The following is a 20,653-nucleotide window of genomic DNA, read 5'->3' on the forward strand; positions in this document are numbered from 1 at the left end:
CTGTGCCGGCGCGAACGATGCCACGCCGGCGACCTGAACGAATACGACGCGACCTCATCATGAACGACCATCCCAGTCTGACGCTTGCCACCTTCGCCGCTCAACTCGACTTCGACAGCATCCCGCGCGCAGTGGTCGAGCGCACCGTCAACCTCTACGTCGACTGGCTCGGTTCGGCGTTGGCCGGCAAGGGCGCGCGGCCGGTCGAGACGATCGCGCGGTTTGCGCGCCAGGCCGGCGGCGCGTCGAACGACGGCCCGAGCGAAGTGTTGATCGACCGCAGCCGCACCACGCCGTATTTCGCGGCGATGATCAACGGCGCGGCGTCGCACTTCGCCGAACAGGACGACGTGCACAACGGCTCGGTGTTTCATCCCGCGACGGTCGTGTTTCCGGTGGCGCTCGCGCTGGCGCAAGCGCATCGCAAGTCGGGCCGCGATTTGATCGCGGCGGCGGTCGCGGGCTACGAAGTCGGCATCCGCATCGGCGAGTTTCTGGGTCGCTCGCACTACAAGGTGTTTCACACTACTGGCACGGCCGGCACGCTGGCGGCGGCCGCCACGGCGGGACGGCTGCTCGGTTTGTCGCCGGTGCAGATGCTCGACGCGTTCGGCTCGGCGGGCACGCAGGCAAGCGGCCTGTGGGAGTTTCTGCGCGACGCCGCCGACTCGAAGCAACTGCACACGGCCATGGCCGCGGCCAACGGACTGATGGCCGCGCAACTCGCGGCCGACGGTTTCAAGGGCGCGACGCACATTCTCGAAGGCGCGCAAGGCATGGCGGCGGGCATGTCGAGCGACGCGGATCCGGCGCGCCTCGTCGACCGCCTGGGTAGCCGGTGGGCGACGGCGGAGACATCGTTCAAGTATCACGCGGCGTGCCGTCATACACATCCCGCGGCCGACGCGTTGCTCGCCGTGGTGCAGGAACACCGTCTCGCACCGCGTGATATCGCAAAGGTCGTGGCGCACGTCCATCAAGGCGCGATCGACGTGCTCGGCGCGGTCGTCACGCCGCGCACGGTGCATCAGGCGAAGTTCAACATGGGCACGGTGCTGGGACTCGTGGCGCATCACGGTTATGCGGGCGTGACCGAATTCGAGCAGGGTTTCGACGCGGACGCGATCGCCGCCTTCCGCGACAACGTCGAGATGGCCTTCGACGCCGAAGTCGATGCCGCCTATCCCGCGCGCTGGATCGGCAAGGTGACGGTCACGACCACGGACGGCCGCACGTTCACGGGCCGCGTCGACGAACCGAAAGGCGACCCAGGCAATACGCTGTCACGCGATGAGATCGCCACCAAGCTGCATCGACTGGCGGCGTTTGCGGGCGCGGCCACCGAAGGCGAGGCCGCGCGATTGCTCGGCAACGCGTGGCAAATCGCGGGGCAAACGCAGGTTGGGTCGGTCTTCGAAGCAGAGTCCAACGCGACGGTGGCCGCATGAGCGTCGCGCTGCCGCGCTCCTATCTGTTCGTGCCGGGCAATCGCCCTGAGCGCTTCGAAAAAGCGCACGCGGCCGGCGCGGACGCAGTGATTCTCGATCTCGAAGATGCCGTGCAGCCCGATGAAAAACCGGCGGCGCGCGCGGCGGTGCTGGCCGCTGTATCGGGCGATGCATCGCGGCCCGCATGGGTGCGCATCAACGGCTCGGACACGTCGTGGTTCGACGAGGATGTCGCCGCGCTCGCCGGGCAACCGGGGGTCGCCGGGATCGTGCTGCCTAAAGCGGAGACGCGTGAACAGATCGACGCAGTGCTGGCGACGGCGCATTCCGCACTGAGCGTGTTGCCGATCGTCGAAACGGCGCGCGGATTTGCGAGCCTCGCGGTGTTGTGCGCCGCGCCGCGCGTACAGCGCATCGTGTTCGGTACACTGGATTTTCAGATCGATCTCGGTATCGACGGCGACGGCGAGGAACTGCATCTGTTCCGCTCGCAGATCGTGCTGGCCTCGCGGCTTGCCGGGATCGGCGCGCCGGTGGACGGCGTATCGACCACCATCAGCGACACCGACAGTATCGAAGCCGACGCTCGCCGCGGGCGCCGCTTCGGCTTCGGCGGCAAGCTGTGCATTCATCCGAAGCAGATCGATGCGGTGCATCGCGCCTATGCGTGGAGCGAAGCGGACAAGGCCTGGGCGCAACGTGTGCTGGCCGCGGTGGAAACAAGTCACGGCGCGGCGGTGGCGGTGGACGGCAAGATGGTCGATATGCCGGTGATTCTGAAGGCGCGAAGGATCCTGGCGGGCGCATAGGCCGAGGCCAGCGAATCGCCGGCGCATAGGCGCGGCCTGGTCATTAACCGCGACGAAACATCGGCTTCCAATAATGCCAATTCCCTGAAGAAGCGGCGTGACGCAATCTTGACGTCACGCGGAGGGGCGCATTCGCGCCGCGTTACCCAAGACCATGCATAGAGCCGTCGCCATATAAAGACAGCCATGCATAACTGTTTTGCGTGCGCGGTCCAGCCGCGCACGGACCACGAGGAGACACAATTTGGCAACCGTCAATTCCGGCGCGCGGCTCGACCGCCTGCCCATCACCCGTTTCCACTGGAATATTCTCGGCCTGATCGGCGCGGGCGCTTTCCTCGACGCATTCGATATCTATCTGGCCAACGGCGCGTTAGCCGCGATGGTCAAGAGCGGCTTCACCGATCTAAGGCTCGGTTCGTTTTTCATCTCCGCGACCTTCATGGGCATGATGATCGGCGCGGGTCTGTCCGGTTATCTCGGCGACCGGTTCGGCCGGCGTTATTCGTATCAGGCGAACCTGGCGATTTTCGGCCTCGCGTCGATTGCCGCATGTTTTGCTCCGAATATCTACTGGCTGATTCTGCTGCGTTTCATCATGGGCGTGGGGCTCGGCGCGGAACTGGTGGTGGCGGCCGGGACGTTATGCGAATTCGTGCCGCCGGCCACGCGCGGACGCTGGACTTCGCTGCTCGCGTTGATCATCAATTCCGGCCTGCTCGGCGCGACGGCGATCGGCTATTGGGTGATCCCGCATCTGGGCTGGCGCTACATGTTTGCGATTGCCGGGATCGGTGCGCTCGTCGTGTGGTTTCTGCGGCATCGGATGCCGGAATCGCCGCGCTGGCTGGAGACGGTCGGACGGCTCGACGAGGCCGAGGCGACGGTGTCGGCGATCGAGCGGCAAGTCGAAGCGCGTGTCGGCAAGTTGCCGCCGGTGGCGCGCGTGATGAGTCATGAGGTGCCGGCCGCGCCGTTCTCGGCGCTGTTCGCGCGCGGCATGATCGGCCGCACACTGGTGGCGGCGCTGACCTGCATGGCGATCAACATGTCGCTGTATGGGTTCGTCGCGTGGTTGCCGACGTTCTTCGTCAAGGAAGGGCTGACGATCGTGCAGTCGCTGGGATTCGTGCTGTTGATGTCGTTCGGCGCGCCGGCCGGCGCGGTGGTCGGGTATCTGGTCACGGATCGGATCGGCCGGCGCAACGGCATCGTGCTGTTCTCGCTCGTGACGATCGCGCTCGGCTTCGTGTACGTGCAGATGCGGACGCCGGCGGCGATTTCCGTGGTTGGGTTCGCGCTGGTGACGGCGATCTATACGGTCTGCACGCTGGGACTGTTCGGCTACATCCCGGAGTTGTTTCCGACTGCGCATCGGCTGCGGGGAACGGGTGTTGCCGGCACATGCGGACGCGCCGCGTCCATGTCCACGCCATATGTGGCGCTGTTGTTGTACACGCACTTCGGCGTGACCGGCGTGCTGACTATGGTCGGCGGGGTGCTGCTGTTGCTGAGCGTGGCGATCCTCGCGCTGCGGATCGAGACGAGTCAGCAGACGCTCGAGGACATCTCGCCCGATGCCGATCTGACGCCAGCCGGAGAGTTGTTCGAGAAGTCGGTATAGGCAATTGAGCGCATGAGCGCGGTCCGTCGATTCGCTCTTTCAGACGCGATCGCGCTCCAAAGGAACAGCACCTCGATGCCGCACCACTGCGCTCGCGGACCAGCGCGTGCCCCGCTTTTGTGCGCGATTCTGGCTGGCGCGTGTATCGACGACGTTTGCGCCGCGGACGTAAAGCGTTCAGCAGACGGCCGGTGCCGCCGCATCGCTTTCGCATTCGGCCAGCAACGAAAGCAGCTTGTCCAGCGCGAACGGTTTCCTGAGAAAGCCTTTGACGGGTAAGGCAGGCGCTTCGCCGCTGCCGCTCGTCAGAATGACGGGTACGGACGCCAGTTCACTGCGGGCCTGCATCGATTCGATCAGTTCGGCGCCGTCCATGTTGGGCATGCGCCAGTCACACACCACGGCGCTCACGCGCGTGCGTTGCAGTCGTTCAAAAGCTTCGGCGCCGTCCGCCGCCGTGGCGACCGTGTAACCGCGGCCGACCAGCACGGCGCGCAGCGCGGACAATGCCTCGGGTTGGTCGTCGACCAGTAATACGCGACTCATATTGCTTATGCCTGAAATATTCGGTTGGACTGGGCCTCGGGTATTCGTGGCGCCGGCCGTGACAGGGACGTGGGCTAAATTGCCATGTGTTGTTGTCCTGTCGAGCCGCAGGTTAAAGCAAGTGCTGTGCCTGGAGATATGCGGCGGCGCGTAACCGTGGCTTACGGGGAGTCAGAATGCGCCGGCCAGAATCCGTTCAACACAGCGCGGAGGGGGCACGAGAGCGCATTGCAGGGAATCGATAAGGTCGCGCGCGCCGATCCGGGCATGATGGTCGGAGCGCGAGCGGTAAGCGGTTCAACGCTTACCTGTATCGCTGCGTCTAATGCATGAAGTTGCGGGCGAGACCGGCGGCTCTGCCGAAACGGTTTAGCGCTTCCTTCACGCCCGGTTAAGATTGGCCTTTGTCTTGCGAGCGCCCAGCGGCGCTTCAACCCAGGCCTTCATCATGCATTTCGATTTCGTGGACTTGCGCTTGCTCCTCAATATCGCCGACACGCAGAACCTGGCGCGCGCGGCGGAGCGCTCGCATCTGTCGGCGCCGGCGGCAAGCAACCGGGTCAAGAATCTCGAGGAACAACTGGGTTTCAAGCTGCTCTATCGCACCAGCCAGGGCGTGACGCTGACGCCCGCGGGCGAAGCCTTCGTGCATCACGCGCGGCTCGTGCTCGAACGGGTCGAGCATCTGGCCGGCGACATGCAGGAGTACGGCGAAGGCATCAAGGGACACGTGCGCATCTGGGCGAACACCACCGCGATCAGCGAGTTCATGCCGGCCGTGCTGAGCCATTTTTTGCGCGATCATCCGGACGTCAACATCGACCTGCGCGAAGTGTTGAGCGGCGAAATCGTCAAAGGCGTGGCGGACAGCGCGACGGATATCGGCATCGTCGCGGGCAATGTGCATGCGGAGCATCTGGAAATGCTGCCGTATCGCGACGACCGGCTCGTGCTGGTCACGTCGCGCGATCATCCTTTGGCACGTCTGGCGTCGGTCGACTTCGCGCAAGTGCTCACGGCCAATTTCGTCAGCTTGCCGACGTCGAGCGCGATCCACGCGTTCATCACCAGTGCCGCCGATGCGCTCGGCGCGCGGCTGAAACTGCGCATTCAGGTCGGCAATTTCGAAGCCGCTTGCCGGATGATCGAAGCGGGCGTGGGCATCGGCATCGTGCCGGAATCGGTCGCGCTAAGGCACAAGAAGACGATGCAGATCGCCACGGTCGGACTGAACGACCCGTGGGCGGAGCGCAAGCTCAAGATCTGCGTGCGCAGCCTCAAGGACCTGCCGCCGTTCGCGCGTGTGCTGGTCGACAGGCTGATGGCGGGCGTTTGAGGCCGACGTCCGTTGACGTTCACTCCTGCGCGTTGTCGGCCCGGTTGCGCCAAGGCGCCGCCAGCGCGGCCCGTGCGAACGCGTCGAAGTCAGAGGCCTCGTATTTCCAATAAGAAACGAGCGCGGCAGGGCTGGCGTGCTGGCGCGCGGTTCGTGCCGGTGCCGGCAACGTACGGCGCGGTGGGCTCGACGTGCTAGCCAGTCCATGCAGAGCAAGCCTTCCCGAGCTTTCCGCCGACCGGCTCCGGGCAAATACCCTTGCCGCCGCAAAAACCCGCGTGTATAGTTTCCGAACTTACTCTTGTTTCGCATCGGAAATTAAAGGGATTCTCATGGACGCTTCCACCATCCTCGCCGACCTCGGCATCGCCCACGCGGCGCAAGCCGGCGACATCGCGGTTCACTCGCCCATCACCGGTGACCTCATTGGCCGCGTGGCCAGCAATACGGTGGCGGAAGTCGACACGGCCCTCGCCCAGGCGAAAGAGGCGTACACCGCCTGGCGCAACGTCCCCGCGCCGCGGCGCGGCGAACTGGTGCGTTTGCTCGGCAATCGTCTGCGCGAGAAAAAGCAGGCGCTCGGTAGCATCATCACGCTCGAGACCGGCAAGATTCTTCAGGAAGGCTTGGGCGAAGTGCAGGAAATGATCGACATCTGCGATTTCGCGGTCGGTCTGTCGCGTCAGTTGTACGGTCTGACGATCGCCTCGGAGCGTCCGGGGCATCGCATGGCGGAGACGTGGCATCCCATGGGCACCTGCGTCGTGATCTCGGCATTCAATTTTCCGGCCGCGGTGTGGTCGTGGAATGCGGCGCTCGCGCTGGTCTGCGGCAATGCGGTGATCTGGAAGCCGTCGGAAAAGACGCCGCTCACCGCGCTCGCCGTCAATCAGATTCTCAGCGAAGCGCTGCAAGAGTTCGGCGACGCGCCAGCCGGCCTCACCGCCTTGATCAACGGCGGCCGCGATGTAGGCGCGAAGCTGGTGGCCGATCCGCGCGCGTCGATCGTCAGCGCGACGGGCAGCACGGAAATGGGCCGCACGGTCGGCGTGGAAGTGGCGAAGCGCTTCGGCCGCTCGCTGCTCGAACTCGGCGGCAACAACGCGGGCATCGTCACGCAAACCGCGGATCACGAACTCGCCATGCGCGGCATTCTGTTTTCGGCAGTGGGCACGGCGGGCCAGCGTTGCACGTCGCTGCGCCGTCTGTTCGTGCATGAGAGCGTGTACGACAAAACCATCGAGCGTCTGAAGCAGTTGTACAGCAAGGTGCCAATCGGCAATCCGCTCGAAAAGGGCACGCTGATGGGTCCGCTGATCGACAAGCAATCGTATGGCCGCATGCAGGAAGCGCTGCAACAGGCCACGGCCGAAGGCGGCAAAGTGTTCGGCGGCGAACGCGTCGACGTGAAGGGCTATGAAAACGGCTACTACGTGCGTCCGGCGATCGTCGAAATGCCGTCGCAAACGTCGGTGGTGCTGAAGGAAACCTTCGCGCCGATTCTGTACGTGTTGCGCTACACCGATTTCGCCGACGCAGTCGAGGCGAACAACGCGGCGGTGCACGGTCTGTCGTCATGCGTGTTCACGACCGATCTGCGCGAAGCGGAGCGCTTCCTGTCCGACTCGGGCAGCGACTGCGGCATCGCGAACGTCAACATCGGACCGAGCGGCGCGGAAATCGGCGGCGCGTTCGGCGGCGAGAAGGAAACCGGCGGCGGCCGCGAGTCGGGTTCGGATGCGTGGAAGGCCTATATGCGCCGTGCCACCAACACGGTGAACTATTCGTCGGCGCTGCCGCTCGCGCAGGGTATCGACTTCAATATCGGCTGATACCGTTCGCTCCAGCGGCCAAAAAGCAGCGGCGCATTCTTGCGCCGCTGCGGCTTTACACAACCTTCTTCAGCAATCCGTTTGCGCCGCCGGCGTTTACGAGCGGCCACGCTACTCGTGGAGTAAGACGTGAGTTCCAAAGTCGTGATCGTCGGCGGTGGGGTGATCGGCAGCTCGATTGCGTATTTCTTGCGGCTGTCCGATCCGACAGTCAGCGTCACGGTGATCGAACGCGATCCGACTTATGCGCGCTCGTCGTCGGCATTGTCGGCGGCGTCGATTCGCCAGCAATTCTCCACACCGCTGTCCATTCAGATGTCGTTGTTCGGCATCGAGTTTCTGCGCTCGATCGGCGAACGGCTCGAGGTCGACGGCGCCAAGCCGTCGATCGATCTGCACGAAGGCGGCTATCTATTCCTCGCGACGCCCGCCGGCGAGACGACGCTGCGCGAGAACCACGCGCTGCAAACGAGTCTCGGCGCCGATATCAGTCTGCTCGACAGCCACGCGTTGCAAGCGCGCTTTCCCTGGCTCAACACGGAAGACCTCGTGGCCGGCGCATACGGTGAAAGTGGTGAGGGCTGGTTCGACGGCTACGGACTCGTGCAGGCGCTGCGCAAGAAGGCGCAGTCACTCGGTGCCCGCTACGTTGCCGCCGACGTCACCGCCATCCGCCGCGATGGCAAACGCGTCACGCAAGTGCAGACCGCGAACGGCGAGACCTATGCTTGCGATGTGGTGGTCAATGCCGCCGGCGCGTGGTCGCGCAAAGTCGCGCAAATGGTCGGCATCGACATCCCCGTCTACGCGCGGCGCCGCAGTATTTTCAACGTCACGTCGCCGGGGCAGCTCGAACGGTGTCCGTTGCTGATCGATCCGAGCGGCGTGTATTTCCGTCCTGAAGGCAAATCGTTTATCTGCGGCACGTCGCCGTCAGCGGATAACGACCCTGACGATCTGCCACTCGACGAGGTCGATCATGCTCTCTTCGACGAGGTGATCTGGCCGACGCTCGCGCATCGTGTGCCGCAATTCGAGGCGCTGCGTGTGCAGAACTGCTGGTCCGGCTATTACGAATACAACGTGCTGGATCAGAACGCGATCATCGGCTATCACCCGGATGTCGATAACTGCATTTTCGCCAACGGTTTTAGCGGACACGGTTTGCAGCAAGGCCCGGCAACGGGGCGCGGCATCAGCGAACTGATTCTGCATGGCCGCTACGCCACACTCGATCTGGGTTCGTTGAGCTTCACGCGCGTGCTTGAAAACCGGCCCATCGTGGAGAAGAACGTGGTGTAGCCGCGCGCGCCGGGGTCATGCGGAAAACGCAATACGTAGTGCGTAGATATCGTTTGCCGCCCATCCTGACGACGACCACAATCGACGCCGATCTTCCCTCTCGAAACAAGCGGCCCGTCACCATGTTCACGTTCAATCCCGCATTCGAAGCGCCGACCGGTTCGCCGATCCGCGAGCTTTTCAAGTATCTGGCGCAACCCGGCATGATCTCGTTTGCCGGCGGTTATCCGGCGAGCGATCTGTTCGATCGTGAAGGGCTTGACGCCGCTGCGGCACGCGCGTCGCAACACACCACGCTCTGCCTGCAATACGGTCCCACCGACGGCCTCCTCGTTCTCAAGGAACAACTCGCGCAGCTGATGGCGCGCCGTGGCGTGTCGTGCACGCCGCAGGAATTGCTGGTGACGACCGGTTCGCAGCAAGGCTTCGATCTGCTGCTGCGCGTGATGGTCGCGCCCGGCGACGTCGTGCTGGTCGAGCAGCCGGCTTATCCCGCGACCTTGCAGGCGCTCAAGCTGCAAGAGGCCGACGTCGTCACCATCCCCGTCGATCAGGACGGCCTCGATGTCGACGCGCTCGCCGCGCTTCTCGAAGCCGGCACACTGCGCCGCGCACCGAAGCTGTTGTACACGGTGCCCACCTTCGCCAATCCGACCGGCGCGACTTTGTCTCTTGAACGCCGCACGGCTTTGCTGAAACTGGCGGCACGTCACCGCTTTCTGATCGTCGAGGATGATCCCTACGGCGATCTGCGCTTTAGCGGCACAGCGTTGCCTTCGCTGCTCGCCCTGAGCGAGCAGGTGCCAGGTTCGCGCGATTGGGTCGTGCATTTTTCCAGTCTGTCGAAGATCGTCGCGCCGGGTTTGCGTGTCGGCTGGATGCTCGCGCACGCGGAGATTCTTCGGCGCTGCGTCGTCGCCAAGCAGACCGTCGATCTGTGCAGTTCGCCGTGGACCCAGGCGATCGCCGCGGAGTACCTCGCGAGCGGTGCGCTGGAGCGTCATTTGCCGCGCATCGTCGACGCCTACGCCGTGAAATGCCGCACGCTGTGCGATGCGCTCGACGCGCAACTGGCGGAACAGATCGCGTTTCATCGTCCTGCGGGCGGCATGTTCGTGTGGGCGCGATTGAAGGCCGGTCAGAATGCGTCCGATTATCTGCGCGCTTGTATCGAGCGTAATGTCATGTTTGTGCCGGGCGTCGCGTTCTATAAAGACAATATCGATTCGTCGGCATTGCGCTTGTCATTTGCCGCGCCCGGTGTGGCCGATATCGAAATCGGCGTGCAGAGAATGAAGCTGGCGCTCGAGAATTTTTGACGACGGCTAAGGCAGTACTCCCGTAAAGTAGTAATCACGATGCTTGAAATAAACCCGGCGAGCACACAGCGTGCAGCCGGGTTTTTTTACGCGCGCGCTAAATTAAGCGGATTTAGCATAAAGGCTCCGGACGAGTAATGCCATGTATGCCGATGGGCCCTATGCGCAAAGCGTCGGGCCATGTGTCGCGTGTTCCTGTCTATAAGCGCCGCACTGGCTTGCGCCGGTTTAACGAACCGAATCGGCGCATCCAACAAACACATTTCCTAATGGCTTAATCAGGCACATGTCCGATTTTTGTCAAACTCCTTAAGCAAGTCCGACTGTTAAATAGGAAGCGTCGCTGGTGTCCGGTTAAAAATATCGGTTATCATCGCTGCCTTCGGAGATTGATCCCGCTGGCTTAATCCACCGGGCTCCGCGTTAATACCGTCGCATCGAACCAGAAGAAATCAGATGAAGATGTCGCGCAAAAAGATTGCAATCCTGGTAGTCGGTCTTCTGGTCGTGGCCGGCGTGATCATTCAGGCGGTGTGGCGTCCATTTGCGCATCGCAAAGTCGCCGAGAACAGCGAAGTCGTCCTCGATATTCATCACCCTGACGCGGTGATCGACAGCGAAGCGCTCTCGCGTTTGCCGCGCGACATTCTGCGCGTGCCGCTATTGCACGACGTGCTGACGCAAGACTTCGTCGACTACTACGAATCGAGCAATACGCGGCTGTCCGCCGAAGGCGCGCTGCGGCGTCTCGCGTTCGAACATCAACTCGACTGGCGCGACGAACTGATCCGCCGCGTCTTCGACGAACCCGCGCACGTGCTGCTGTGGCGCTCGCCCGACGGCCGCCTCGGCTACTGGGTGATGTCGATGCATCGCAACGGCTTCGCCAAGCTGCTGCAAGGCGTGGGCAACCTCGCCACGAGCGATGCGCAACTGAGCCAGGTGGCGAAGCTCTCCGGCGACGTGCCGGTCTATGCATTGAAACTCGCGGTCGGCCGCACGCTGCTGTTCGCCACCAAAGAGGACCGCCTGGTGGTGCTGTCCGCGCCCGGCGTATTGCTCGACGGCAAGGGCGGTTTGCTGAGCGAGCGTGCCGACGCCGTGTCCGAGATGCTTTCGTCGGGCCGTGACGACGCCGCGCATGCCTATCGGCTCGACGCGTCCGGCGATGCGCCGAAGGGCCATCGGCTGGTGGTGTCGGCGAATTACCTGTCGTTTGGTTATCAGGCGTTTTTCTCAGGCATCGACGCGCTGCGCTTCGACTTCTCGCCGCACGGCAACGCCGCGGCGAACTGGCAAACCTCGGCGCTGATCGAGCCAGGCAAGTTGCCGCAGCAATGGAACGGCGCCGACCTGTGGCGCGCTTTGCCGGCCAATGCGGCGGCCTGCACGAGCTTGCCGGCGGACTGGAAAGAGGCCTCGGGTCTGTTGGGCAAGGTGACCGACGGCGGCGCGGACAACGCCGCCGCGATCGGCGACCAGCTCACCGGTCCCGCGGCGGTGTGCTGGTATGCCAAGTCCACGCTGGTCGCGCCGGTGTTCGTCGCGCGCGTGAAGCAGCAGGACGCGGCCGGCATCGCCGCATTGAAGACCGCGCTCGGCAAGACTTTCGGCAACGTGATCGGCGCCTATGAAGCGAAGGCGGCCAAAGCCGACGGCGCCGATTCGGGCTATCGCCGCTTGCCGGTCACCATGCGTGACCAAGGCGCGGATGTCACCGTGTGGCAGCGTCCGGTTAGCGCGCGTTCGGGCACGGCGGTGAGCAGCAAGGCGTCGTTCGCGTCGCAGTTGTCGGCGGAACGCTATTTCCCGGTTACGCTCGCACTCGCGCACGGCTATCTGATTTTCTCGCCGGACGGCCGGCTCGTCGACGACACGCTCGCGGTGCTCGACAAGCGCTATCCGGCGCTCGCCGATACGCTCGCGCCGCAACGTCTGCCGCGCACGATTCTGACGCTCACGCCGTCGTCGGCTGCCGCGCTGATCGAACGCGAGGCCGGCGCGGCGTTGCCGGCTGATCAGGAAGCGGTGTTCCGCAACGCGTCGCGCACGCACCTGGTGCCGAAGCTGCACGCGCTCGCTCATTACCCGCCGGTTTCGCTGACGCTGCCGCAGGACCTGCCGGGCTCGACGGGCTGGGTGCCGGTGGAGTGGTGGTTCGATCGCGCGAAGGCCGATGCCGGTGCGAATACCACCGCTGCCGATACGCCCGCGGATCAGCCCGGCACTGAGGGCGACTGAGTGCGCCGCCTTCGCGTCTCCCCGCGCCGCGCATGGCTCGCGCGCATGGCTTCACTATGCGCGCTGGCAAGCCTCGCGCCTTACGCACACGCGCTCACCACCACCGCCGCATCCCCTGACCCCGACGCACTCTCACCGCAACAATCCGCGGCGTTTCGCGCGTGGTTCGCGCGCATCGTCGACCAGCAGATGCGGCGCGGACCGACCCCGCGCTGGACGCAACGCGATTGCGCGGGTCTCGTGCGCTTCGCCGTCGGGGAAACGCTCAGGCCGCACGACACCAAATGGCTGCGCGCCAACGGCATGACCAGTCTCGCGGACACCAGCAGCATGCCGCCCGAGCTGCAACTGTCCGCGTCGCAGCGCACGATCGCCAACCGCTGGACCCAACTCGACGGTTCCACCGGCGCGTACGCATCGGCGATCGCACTCATTCAACGCAATAGCCGTTTTGTTTCGAAGGACGTGAACCAGGCGTTGCCCGGTGATCTGCTTTTCTTCGACCAGGGCGACGACCAGCATCTGATGATCTGGCTGGATCGCTACATCGCTTATCACACAGGCACCGTCACGCCGACCGATACCGGTCTGCGCGCCGTCGCCGTTTCCGACCTGATGCAATGGAAAGATTCCCGCTGGCAGCCGCTCGACGGCAATCCGAATTTCGTCGGCGTGTTTCGTTTGGACTTTTTGACACCATGACCCGAATGATTTCCGTCACGCCATCGAGTGCTTGGTTGGGCAATGTGCGCCGTCGCGCGGCATGCACGTTCGCCGCATTGCTCCCGGTCTTGCTCGCGGCCATGATGCTCGCCATCGCACCGGCCGCCCATGCCGACGACGACGCCGCGAGCGCCGCCGCCGCCGATGCCAACATCGCCGGAAATCCGACGCTGCAGACAGCGCCGTCGAGCAACTTCAGTTCGCAGAAGGTCGACGGTCAGCCGTTCTTCCTGCTCTCGGACGCGAGCTTCGGCAGCGATCAACTGGCGCAGGTGCGGCTCGAAGCGCCCGGCCGCGATTTCAAGGACGCGTTGCAGGCTTTTGGCGGCGCGGACATCGTCGTGTATCGCGTGCCGAAGCCGCTGGATTTTCTGAAGGCGCAAAAGAATCTGCATCGCTTGAATGTCGCGCCGAACTATCAGGGCGAAGGGCTGGCGAACACGCTCGCGTATCTGTGGGACCGCTGGTTTACCGAAGCACGCCGCGCATGGCAGCGTGTGTTGTCGTTCGCGACCCGCAGCAAGGCGACCGAAGCGGCGCCGCAATTCAAACTCGGCGAGCAGACGGGCAAGCCGACGCAATTCGAGCCGAACTCGCAATTCGCGCCGCTCAAAGGCTACGACATGGTCGCGCGTTTCCGCTATCCGATCTGGGATGCGAAAGTGATCGAACCGCCCAAGGGCGTGAACCTCGCGGGCAGCAGCAGCAACTTTATCGAAGCCAGTTCGGGCAACGTGATGATTCCGGTCGGCAAGCTGCCGCCGGGGCTGTATATCGTCGAGGCGGTGATCGGCAACTATCGCGCGCACACGCTGTTGTTCGTGTCGGACACGGTGGCGGTCGTGAAAGCGGCATCGAGCGGCATGCTGGTGTGGACCACGCGGCGCGATAACGGCAAGCCCGTGGCGAATACGGAAGTGAACTGGACCGACGGCGTGGGCGTCCTGCAAAGCGGCTCGACCGGCAACGACGGCGCGTTGGTGCTGCAACACGTGAGCCCCGAGCGCAGCTATGTGCTCGGCACCGATCCGCAAGGCGGCGTGTTCGTCTCCGAGAATTTCTACTACGACAGCGAGATCTACAACACGAAGATCTACGCGGTGACCGACCGGCCCATGTACCGGCCGGGTGATCCGGTGCGTGTGAAGTTCATCGGCCGCACGTTCCAGAACGCGACGCAATCGTCGGCGCCGGCAGAGGCCGATATCAAGCTCGACGTGCTCGATCCGAACGGCGCGCCGGTGGCGACCAGCAAGGTGCATTTCGCGTCGGACACGGGCGCGGACACCGCGTTCACGCTGCCCGCCGATGCCACCGCCGGCGGCTACACGCTGCGCTTCGACTACAACGGCGATGTATACGGCAGCGCATTTCGCGTCGCCGAATATGTGAAGCCGCACTTCGACGTGAACCTGTCGATGGACAAAGCCGACTACGCGACCGGCGAGACGCTGAAGGGCAAGATCCAGTTGCGCTATCCGGACGGCAAGCCGGTGCGCGACAGCAAGATCTCGGTCACGCTGCGCGCGCAGAAAGTGACGATCGTCGACGGCGAACTGCGTTATGCGGGACTCTTTCCGGTCAAGCTCGAACAGCAGGAACTGAAGACGGATAGCGACGGCAACGCAAGTCTCACGCTGCCGGCCGCGAAGGAGCCGAGCCGCTATGCGTTGACGCTGTTCGCGCAGGACGGCGCGGCGTACAAGGTGCGCGTGACGCGCGAAGTGCTGATTGCGCGCGGCGCGACGCCGTATCGTTTGACCACCGCCAAATCATTCTCGCAACCGAAGGAAGCCGTCAGCTTCGATCTGCAGGCGCTCGGCGCGATTGATCCGGCGTCGCATGCGCCGTCGAAATGGGAATGGACGCGCCTCGAATCGCAAACGCATGGCGAAGGTGCATTGAAGGGCGCGAGCGCGGGCGGCAAGCTGTCGTTCCCGGTGACGTTCGACGAACCGGGCTCCTACATGTTGTCGGTCAAGGACGACCTGGGCAACCTGCTCGCCGCGTCCAGCCACTGGGTCGCGGGCGATGGCCTGAAGGCGATTCCGGGCAGCGTCGAGATCGTGTTCGATCGCGACAAGTACAAGATCGGCGATACCGCCGAAGCCCTGATCACCTTCCCGATGCCGGTCGACGACGCGTTGCTCACGCTCGAACGCGACAACGTCGAGCGTCGCGCGCTGCTCACGGCGGGCGGCGACTGGCTGCAATTGCAGCGTGTGGCGCCGTCGCAATGGAAAGCGCGCATCAAGGTGGGCGAAGACTTTGCGCCGAACATGACGTTCTCGGTGCTGTACGTGCACGCCGGCGAATACGTGTTCCAGAACGCAGGCATTGTGGTCGCGCAGCCGCAGATCGAACTGAACGTGAAAAGCGACAAGCCGGTGTACGGTCCGGGCGACACGGTCACGCTGAATTTCGACAGCACGTTGAACGGTAAGCCGGAAGCGGCGAATCTGACGGTGAGCGTGGTCGATGAAATGGTCTACGTGTTGCAGCCGGAAATCGCGCCGAATATCGTCGACTTCTTCTATCACCCGCGCCGCAATAACGTGCGGACTTCGTCGAGCCTGTCGTTCATCACTTATGACCTTGCGCGCTCGCCGCTGAAGGGCGCACCGGGTGGACCGCAACGCGCGAACTACAACGAGCGCGGCGTGAAAGTGCTCGAACGGCCGCGCCGTGACGATCAGGACACGGCCGCGTGGCAAGGCAATCTGAAAACCGACGCGAACGGCCATGCCACCATGACATTCAAGATGCCGGATTCGCTGGCGCGCTGGCGCATCACGGTGCGCGCGGCGGCGCCGGACGGCATGGTCGGTCAACGCACCGCTTACGTGCGTTCGGACAAGGCGCTGTATCTGAAGTGGAGCGGACCGTCGCACTTTCGCGCCAACGATCAGCCGGCCATCGACATGATCGCCTTCAATCAGACCGACGCGGACATGGACGCGCAGTGGGTGGTCGAGGGTGGCGGCCTGTCGCTCAATCAGAAGGTCACGCTCAAGCGCGGCGCGAACTATCTGCGTCTGCCGAGCGGCGCGTTGAAAGATGGTGTGATCAATGCGACGCTGCGCAGCGCGGGCAAGGATGTCGATCGTCTGCAAACCACGATTCATCTCGACGCGAGCGGGTGGCTCGATCTGCATCAGAACACGGTGGCGCTCGACGGCTCGAACAAGCCGCTCAATCTGCCGCAAGATGCGCAGGATGTCGGCGTGCGGTTCATCGGCAGCGCGCAAAGCCAGTTCATGCGCGTCGCCGACGATCTGATCAACTATCCATACGGTTGCGCCGAGCAGACCTCGAGCCGTCTGATTCCGCTGGCGCTCGCGCATGATGCGATCGGCCACGGCCGTGGCTACGACGATAGCGCGAGTTCGACGCAAGGGCTCGAAGCGCTGCTGCGCAACCAACGGCAGCGTCTGGCGATGCTTGCGGGCGTCGGCGGCACGTTCGGCTGGTGGGGCGATACCACCGGCGGCAGCGCGCTGATCACGGCCTATGCGTATTACGCGGACTGGCTCGCGAGCCGCAGCCTCGGCATCAGCCTTCCCGCCGACAACTGGCAGCACGCGATGGACGTCTATCGTGATGCCGGGGCGAAAGAGCCGCTGCTGCATCGTGCGCTGGCTTTGTGGTTCATGCAGCAGATGGGCTTGCCGGTTGCGACGCCGGTGTCGGGCGTCGCCGCAGACCTGATGAGCGATGCGGCGGCCACGGCGAATGCGCCCGCGCGCAGCGGCACGTATGGCGCGTCGGACAGCATCGTGTTCGCGCAAGCCGATTCGCCGCGCGGCAAGCAAATGGCGACGCTGCTGATCGCCAGCATGGCGCGCAGCACGAGCGCGCAATTGCCGGATGGCTTCGACGCCGCGGCAAGCGCCGCGCGTACCGCGTTGAGCAACGATCCGGCGCCGCTCGTGCAAAGTCTGCTGGTCATGTCGGGCGGCGACGGCGGCGCGGCGGTCGATGCATCCGCCTTGCTCGCGAAGAGCAGCGCCGATTATCCGACGCTCGATCGCGCGTTGACGCTGTTGTGGTTGCGCAAGGCGCTAGGCGGCGATGTGCCGGCCGCGTCGTTGCCGTCGCTGCAAGGCGCGGGCTGGACACGCGCCGCGACGCCGACCGGCACGCCGCTCTACAAGTGGACCGGCGCGGGACTGCCGACCACACTCGACGCAGGCGCCGCGCGTACCGACGTCAACGCGCTGGTTTCGTTCCGCAGTCATACGAGCGAGGACAGCCGTCTTAACATCACCGTCGAGCGCCGTTTCTACAAGCTCGAACCGGTCGAGATCGCGGTCGATCCGAAGAAGGGAGCAGCAGGCGGCGAGAGCCAGTTGGGCCGCTCGGCATTCACCGCGCGTCTGGTGAAGCAGGGCGACGCGATCGACAGCAACGCGCTGTACGTTGACGAAGTCACGCTCACGCCGCGCTCCGGCAACGCGTACCACTACGGTCTGCTCGACGTGCCGCTGCCGCCGGGCGGCAATGTCGAGGCGACGAGCTGGGGCGTTTCGATCGACGGTCTGCCGGGCGCGAAAGATGGTGCCAGCGGTCCGCAGCCGTTCCAACGCGTTACGTCGTATGAGATGGGCGAGCTGGCTTATCACCAGCCCGTGCCCTTGCTCGACCGGCCGGTCACGCTGCGGCAACTGGTGCGCTTCGCGTTGCCGGGCACGTTCGCGCTGCCGCCCGCGCGCTACTTCCGCATGTATCAGCCGGACGCGAAGGCGTTCGAAGGCGGCAAGAGCGATCGCGTGACGACGTTGCGCATTCAGTAAGCGAGACGAGACCGCCATGTTCCGCACGCTTCGGCCTCTACGCGATCGTCTGGCAGCCAGGCTGCGGATCGCGCTTGCCGTGGGCGTCGGGTTCGGTTGCTGTGTTTGCAACGGCACCCTCGCGTATGCGGCGACTTCATCTCAAACGGTGTCCGGTTCGCAGATGCTGCGCTTCGCCTGGCTGCGCGACGGCCAGAGCCAGCTTTGGCAAGTCGACGGCAGCGGCGCCGCGGTCGGCTTCTCGCCGCAGGGCGCGGGTGTCTTGCCCGCGACGCTGGAGACGCCGCTCGGCAGCGTATGGAAGCTGTTCGTCTACGGCTATCTGGTGGACCGCAACATCGCCACACCGGACTACGCCTGCAACGGCGGCGATCCGGAAGAAGTGTATTGCTGCATGACAGGTAGTCACATCGACCGTGAACATGCGTTGGTGCAGTCATGCGGGCTCTTTTTCGAACCCGCGCGCCTGCAGCTCGATTCCGCCGACTGGCGCAAGTATTGGACGGCCGCTCACGCGCCCGCATGGCTGCACGATCTGCATGCCATGACGCCCACGCGCCGCGTGCCGGTGACCGAACTGCTCGCCGCCTTGCAGGCGATGCCCGTCCGGCCGCGCGAAGCGGCGGCGAGCACGCTGGTGTCGGTGCTGACCAGCGGACGCGGTGAAGGCACGGTGTCGCTTTACGGCAGCGTGCTGCGCGCCAAGACGTGGACGATGCCGGACCCGGCGCGTCCGGGCGCTTCGATCGGCGGCGCGGCGGGCTGGCTCGCCGACGGCACGCCGGTATGGCTGGGCGGTCCGGGCGGCAGCGCGCGCGTGCTGGCCGCCGCCGCGCCGCGCATCGCCCCACTGCTCACGCAGGTCACCGTGCCGGACGACGGCGCTTGCGTGCTGGTCGATTTCTTCAGCCGCTATCCGATTCGCGAAGTGTTCGGCGATAAAGGACCGGCCGCTGCGTCCGAGGGGCCGTTGCGCGGTGATTTCCGGGTCGGCTTCGTCAATGGCAATTTGGCGCGGGTGACGAGCCGCGGCGAGCTGCGACTCGATCGCGATGCCGCCGGCGCGCCGCAAGTGGTCGGCCGATTCGGCATGAACGACTATGTGGCCCGTGTGGTCGAGCGCGAAGGCGACACGAGCCAGGCGGAAGCGGCGAAGGCGTTGGCGGTCGCGGCACGCACCTACGTCGTACAGCACGGCAACCACGATCACGGCTGTTTCCGTATCGACGACAGCAGCAGCACGCAGCGCGTCCTGCCACGCGCGCCGACGGCCGCCGCGCGCCATGCCGCTGATGTGACCGATGCGTTGGTGCTGACCGGTGTGCCGGTTCAGTATCACCACGACAAGGCCGCGCCGGGACAGATGAGCTGGCAGGCCGCGAAGTCCTCCGCGCAAACCGGCCTCACTTTCGACGCGATTCTCGCGCGTACCTGGCCGCAAGCGACGCTGACTTCGTTCCAGAGTCCGCTATCGGGCGACTGCGTCGAGGTGGCCGGCGCGCAAGCATGGCTGCAACGCAACGCGCCGTTGTGGGCGCGGCGCATGGACGGCGCGGCAGGCTACGAAACGCCCGATTTGCCCGCGGTGTGCGCCGTGCGCGAAGGTCGGCCGTATGCGGATGCGCAGCGCAATCGCGTGTACGTGTATCGCTTGCAGACCGAAGAGGACCGTATCGCGTTGGCGCATGAATACATTCACCTCGCGTTCCAGCATCATCCGCGTGGGCTCGATGAGACGTTCGTCGAGCGCACCGCGCGCACGCTGATTCGTACCGACAATCCGATCCAATGAATACCGTCTCGCGCTCGCCGATATCCTTGTTGCGCTGGTCGCCTTCGCGGCTCGCCATCCGTGTTCGCGCCGTCGTAACGCTGGCCGCGGTCGGGGCTGCGCTTGCGCTCTGCACTGCTGCGCCGAATGCCGAAGCCGCCGACGCCGACGGCGCGCTCGCCGATCTGACCGGCGCGTTCGGCGGTTGGCGTCACAGCGGGCTGACGAACGAGGGCGAGCATTTCGTCGCGGCTTATCCGCGGCCACCGGTCGATCGCGGCGCGCAGCGCTATCGCACGCTGATCGAGGGACGCCTGAAGCACATCGACAAACACGCGCGCAAGCCGCCGACGCTGGTCGTCAACGGCAACCCCACGCCGATTTATACCGACGACGAAGGCTCGTTCGCGCGGCCCTGGGCGTTCGGCGCGGGTTCGAACAGCATCGAGCTGATTTCCGCCGACGGCAAGCAGCACCAGCGCATGCAATTTTACGAAGCCGACCGCAGCAAGCCGCAGGCGAAGCTGCGCGCGATGGTCACGTGGGATGATCCGCATGCGCAGGTCGATCTGCATGTGATCACACCGGGCGGCCTGCATGCCTTCTTCGCCAATCCGACGCTTGAGGACGGCAGCGGTTTCGACGTCGATTCGGTGGACGGCGCGGGGCCGGGGATCTTTTCTTCGGCGGCACCCGAGCATGGCACGTGGCTGTTCTTTCTGAATTACTGGGGCAATTTCGATTCGACCGGCTACAACTTCGACGCCGCCGCGCACGATCGCGACGTGATTACGGCGACGTTGACGCTGGTGTTCAACGAAAACACGCCGAACGAACGGCGTGAAACGATGGTCGTGCCGCTGCGCAAGATCGGCGACCTGATGCTCGTGAAAAGCGAGCGACTCTGAC

Annotated in this window: 13 protein-coding genes; 12 read left to right on the forward strand and 1 reads right to left on the reverse strand. The window is 64.6% G+C overall.

The window, feature by feature from the left end; all coding sequences use genetic code 11:
- Positions 1-59 precede the first annotated feature (59 nt).
- The 3 genes from B0G74_RS43520 (at position 60) to B0G74_RS43530 (ending at position 3,881) form a co-directional block, all read left to right on the forward strand.
- The gene (locus B0G74_RS43520) at positions 60-1,448 is read left to right on the forward strand and encodes an MmgE/PrpD family protein (RefSeq protein ID WP_132383945.1); all 1,389 of its coding nucleotides are present in this window, start codon (positions 60-62) and stop codon (positions 1,446-1,448) included.
- On the forward strand, positions 1,445-2,257 hold the full coding sequence (locus B0G74_RS43525; RefSeq protein WP_132383947.1) for a CoA ester lyase: 813 nt from the start codon (positions 1,445-1,447) through the stop codon (positions 2,255-2,257). Before B0G74_RS43520 ends, B0G74_RS43525 begins: the two co-directional genes overlap by 4 nt.
- A 244-nt stretch (positions 2,258-2,501) precedes the next feature.
- Positions 2,502-3,881 (forward strand): MFS transporter, encoded by a 1,380-nt coding sequence (locus B0G74_RS43530; protein WP_132383949.1) that lies wholly within the window; start codon positions 2,502-2,504, stop codon positions 3,879-3,881.
- 177 nt (positions 3,882-4,058) lie between these two features.
- Here B0G74_RS43530 and B0G74_RS43535 read toward each other — a convergent pair whose 3' ends face one another.
- Positions 4,059-4,427 (reverse strand): response regulator, encoded by a 369-nt coding sequence (locus B0G74_RS43535; protein ID WP_132383951.1) that lies wholly within the window; start codon positions 4,425-4,427, stop codon positions 4,059-4,061.
- Between the two features lie 448 nt (positions 4,428-4,875).
- Here B0G74_RS43535 and B0G74_RS43540 point away from each other — a divergent pair, with 448 nt between their 5' ends.
- The 9 genes from B0G74_RS43540 to B0G74_RS43580 all read left to right on the forward strand — a co-directional run bounded on the left by B0G74_RS43540 (position 4,876) and on the right by B0G74_RS43580 (position 20,652).
- Entirely contained in the window at positions 4,876-5,763 is an 888-nt protein-coding gene (locus B0G74_RS43540; protein WP_132383953.1) for a LysR family transcriptional regulator, read from the forward strand.
- Between the two features lie 332 nt (positions 5,764-6,095).
- Positions 6,096-7,595 (forward strand): aldehyde dehydrogenase family protein, encoded by a 1,500-nt coding sequence (locus B0G74_RS43545; protein WP_132383955.1) that lies wholly within the window; start codon positions 6,096-6,098, stop codon positions 7,593-7,595.
- Positions 7,596-7,724: 129 nt separating this feature from the next.
- Positions 7,725-8,897 (forward strand): FAD-binding oxidoreductase, encoded by a 1,173-nt coding sequence (locus B0G74_RS43550; protein WP_132383957.1) that lies wholly within the window; start codon positions 7,725-7,727, stop codon positions 8,895-8,897.
- 122 nt (positions 8,898-9,019) lie between these two features.
- A complete protein-coding gene (locus B0G74_RS43555; protein ID WP_132383959.1) occupies positions 9,020-10,216 on the forward strand; it encodes a PLP-dependent aminotransferase family protein in 1,197 nt (398 codons plus the stop codon).
- A 456-nt stretch (positions 10,217-10,672) separates the two neighbouring features.
- Complete coding sequence (locus B0G74_RS43560; RefSeq protein ID WP_132383961.1) at positions 10,673-12,457, forward strand: DUF2138 domain-containing protein; 1,785 nt, start codon at positions 10,673-10,675, stop codon at positions 12,455-12,457.
- 45 nt (positions 12,458-12,502) lie between these two features.
- Positions 12,503-13,159, forward strand: coding sequence for a DUF1175 family protein (locus tag B0G74_RS43565; protein WP_243658586.1), 657 nt, complete (start codon positions 12,503-12,505; stop codon positions 13,157-13,159).
- Positions 13,156-17,973: an alpha-2-macroglobulin gene (locus B0G74_RS43570; protein WP_132383965.1), complete on the forward strand. Its 4,818-nt coding sequence runs from the start codon at positions 13,156-13,158 to the stop codon at positions 17,971-17,973. Before B0G74_RS43565 ends, B0G74_RS43570 begins: the two co-directional genes overlap by 4 nt.
- A gap of 16 nt (positions 17,974-17,989) precedes the next feature.
- Positions 17,990-19,765, forward strand: a complete 1,776-nt coding sequence (locus B0G74_RS43575; protein ID WP_132383967.1) for a DUF2300 domain-containing protein — start codon at positions 17,990-17,992, stop codon at positions 19,763-19,765.
- Positions 19,762-20,652, forward strand: coding sequence for a DUF2135 domain-containing protein (locus B0G74_RS43580; RefSeq protein WP_132383969.1), 891 nt, complete (start codon positions 19,762-19,764; stop codon positions 20,650-20,652). Before B0G74_RS43575 ends, B0G74_RS43580 begins: the two co-directional genes overlap by 4 nt.
- Position 20,653: the final 1 nt, after the last annotated feature.

This window comes from Paraburkholderia sp. BL9I2N2 (assembly GCF_004339745.1).
GTDB lineage: Bacteria > Pseudomonadota > Gammaproteobacteria > Burkholderiales > Burkholderiaceae > Paraburkholderia.